The organism is Pseudomonadota bacterium (genome assembly GCA_011049115.1).
In the GTDB taxonomy this organism is placed as follows: Bacteria; Desulfobacterota; Anaeroferrophillalia; order Anaeroferrophillales; family Tharpellaceae; genus DSCM01.
The window spans coordinates 1-2,630 of sequence record DSCM01000103.1 but is presented as its reverse complement, the minus strand read 5'-3'; the positions used below and the strand labels follow the sequence as shown (position 1 = coordinate 2,630).

Here is a 2,630-nt window from a genome sequence, read left to right as displayed (position 1 = left end):
TGCCGGCAAAACTCTTGCGGCATGGTCGAAAGAGTTCTGCCGAGTTCACTGATAAAGGCAAGCTGACGCTCCGGGGTCAGATTCCAGCTGGAGTGAAAGTGCAGTCCCTGCAGGTCAAGGTAAGGGCTGGACTTGATCCTTTTCCAGAATTCGGGCAGTCTCGTGGTAGGAATGCCGAATTTCCGCCAGCGACGATGGCCGGCAGCGGTCAGACGAATGCCGCAGCGGACGGAGGTCGCGGCGGCGGCGGCCCTTTTTTCGAGACGTTCCAGTTCTCCGAAACTATCAATTAGAATCGTTGTCTGGTCGGCATGAGCCAAGGCCAGATCGAGTTCCGGGTCGGTTTTGCCGGGGCCGCTGAAGATGATTTCCCGGGCACCGAGTTCCAGGGCCAGGCCGAGCTCGACCCCGCTGGAGACATCCAGGCCCAGGTTTTCCTCCAGCAGGGTTGCCGCCAGCGCCGGGTGATGGTTGCTTTTGACGGCATAATAAACCATATTTGCTGGAAAAAATAAAGCACAGCTTTCCTGAAAGCGGTGAGCGTTTTCTCGGAGTCTGGCCTGGTCGAAAAGAAAAAAGGGAGCAGGTTGCGTCTTTAAAGGTTTGAGGTATTCTGCCCGTCTGGCGAAATGAGCCGCGCAGAAGTAACGCAGTTCCTGCTCCGGAAACTCGGGTTCTTCCGGATCCGGCCAGTCGGTGTCAGTAAAAGGATTTTGTCCGGCGATGGTTGAGCTCATGGTTCAATCTCTACCTTCAGTAAAGCATGGAGTTCATGGCATTGTTGAGCCAGATCCTTATCGGCGCGAGGTGCGAAAATGAGGTAGCCCAGCAGCCATGAATCGTAATTTTGGGGAGGCATGGTCACTCTGTCGCCGACCTTGCGTCCCAAGTGGCAGGTGAGAACGCGTTGATCCCGCAGTAAAGTCTGATTGTCAATTTGCCTGATCAGACCCCCGCGTTCGGCGTGAAAACGCAAGGCCGCCAGAGGGCGCAGAGAGGGACGTTTATTCACGGTGGTATCAGAACGGGCGAAATTGAGCGCCGCTTCGAGGATATCGAAAGGTCCGGCCGCCTGCAACAGGGCGGGCAGACAATCCCCGCCCGGCCGCGGAGTGATTTCCAGGAAAACCGGCTTTCCTTCTTTCAGTATGAAGTCCGCCATGCCTAGAGCCCGCTGCAACAATAAAGCCTTGGCCGCCGCGAGCAGCTCAGTTTTAAGTCGCTCGTCGAAAGCGGCCGAAAGCTCGGCGGGGTTGAGTCCGTAGCCGCGAATCGTGCCGAAATTATCACCCGGCCGGGCGATTTTTTCAGTCAGGCGCAGGATTTCGAGGTGATTTTCTTCCAAACAGAAATCGACACTGAACTCACGGCCGTCAATAAATTCCTCGGCGATGATCGCCGTCGGCAGATGTTGCGCATCGCAGAACAGAAGCTGATTTTCAGTCTGTTTGAGGGCCTCCATTATTTCCCGGAAAACGGTTTTTGCGGCCGCCTGTGTTTTGACCAGATAAACGAGTTCGCTCCCGCCGCCGCAGGCGGGTTTGAAGACCCAGGCCTGCTCCCTCTCGGCCAACAGCTCTGCGGCGGCTTGATCCGAGGTCAGCCGCCGGGACTCGGGGCAGCTGACCAGGTGCTGTCGCCAGGCTGATTTGCTTAAATGCTTGTCACGGCAAAGTCGAATCGCTTCCGGGCTGGCAAAAGGCAGGTCTAAATCTTTTGCCAGGTGGGCGGCCAGAGGCAGGGCCTCGCAGTCGTAGCAAACCACGCCGTCGATTTTCAGCGGGTTGTTTTTAAGGTATCGCTTAAGCTGGTCGCGGCAACCTTCTGCTTGTGTGAGTTCGCAAAGCAACTCTTCGCCGGGTTCCGGCGGGCATTCCTGAGCTTGTTCCCGCAGGCGGCGGTCACTGAGAAACAGTAAACGACCCGGATTTTTCCGGCGCAGCCAGTCGACATAGTCCGGGGTGGTGCCGACGACCAGGGTTCGGTTTTCAGTCATGGTGGTCTTCGGTGTCGCTGCCGGTGTCGGTTTCCGGTCTTGTGGGTTTAAATCCCCGGTCAATTTTGTAGAGTTGCTGGGGGGTCAGATGAAAGCGTTCTTTCCAGTTGAAATCGCCGCAGAGAAAATCGACCTGGGCGATTTTCTGCCGGCAGGCTTCCTCAATGTGATAAAGGTTTATAAGCTTGGCGATTCCGGGAAATTCCGGGTTGGTGCCGCCGGCCAGGACCGTCCAGTGATTCTGCCAGACCGCAACCAGATCAACGGCCGCGATGATGTCTTTGATTATAACCGTGACCAGTCGAAAACCTTGATTTTGTCGCAAAGTTTCCGCCAGGTTTGTGAATGAGGCCAGAAAACGAGAATCATAAAAATAAGAATTTTCCCGGTAGGCGGCCAGGTTCAGACTGAACATGCGCTCTACATCGGGAAAATGGTTGAGGCGAAAATTCGGCCCCAATTTTTTTAAGTTTTCAACCTCTCGCAGCAACTTTTTCCGGCTCTTGCCGTTGAAAGTCTCGAGGTAATTTGTCGATGAATGTTGATAGCTTTGCGGTCGCAGTGAATAGTTGATTTCATCCGTTGTCAGGTCGTGCGCCGGCAACTGCCTGTCATCCTGGAGATAGCGCAGCCG

At 55.2% G+C, this 2,630-nt stretch carries 3 protein-coding genes; all 3 read right to left on the bottom strand.

Features of this window, described 5'->3' with window-relative positions; translation table 11 throughout:
- On the bottom strand, window positions 1–737 hold a 737-nt coding region (locus tag ENN66_09350), incomplete at its 3' end, for a decarboxylase (GenBank protein HDS16789.1).
- The gene (locus ENN66_09345) at window positions 734–1,996 is read right to left on the bottom strand and encodes an ATP-grasp domain-containing protein (GenBank protein ID HDS16788.1); all 1,263 of its coding nucleotides are present in this window, start codon (window positions 1,994–1,996) and stop codon (window positions 734–736) included. The genes ENN66_09345 and ENN66_09350, both read right to left, overlap by 4 nt.
- Window positions 1,989–2,630, bottom strand: a 642-nt coding sequence (locus ENN66_09340) for a GNAT family N-acetyltransferase (GenBank protein HDS16787.1), incomplete at its 5' end; no start/stop codon positions are given. The genes ENN66_09340 and ENN66_09345, both read right to left, overlap by 8 nt.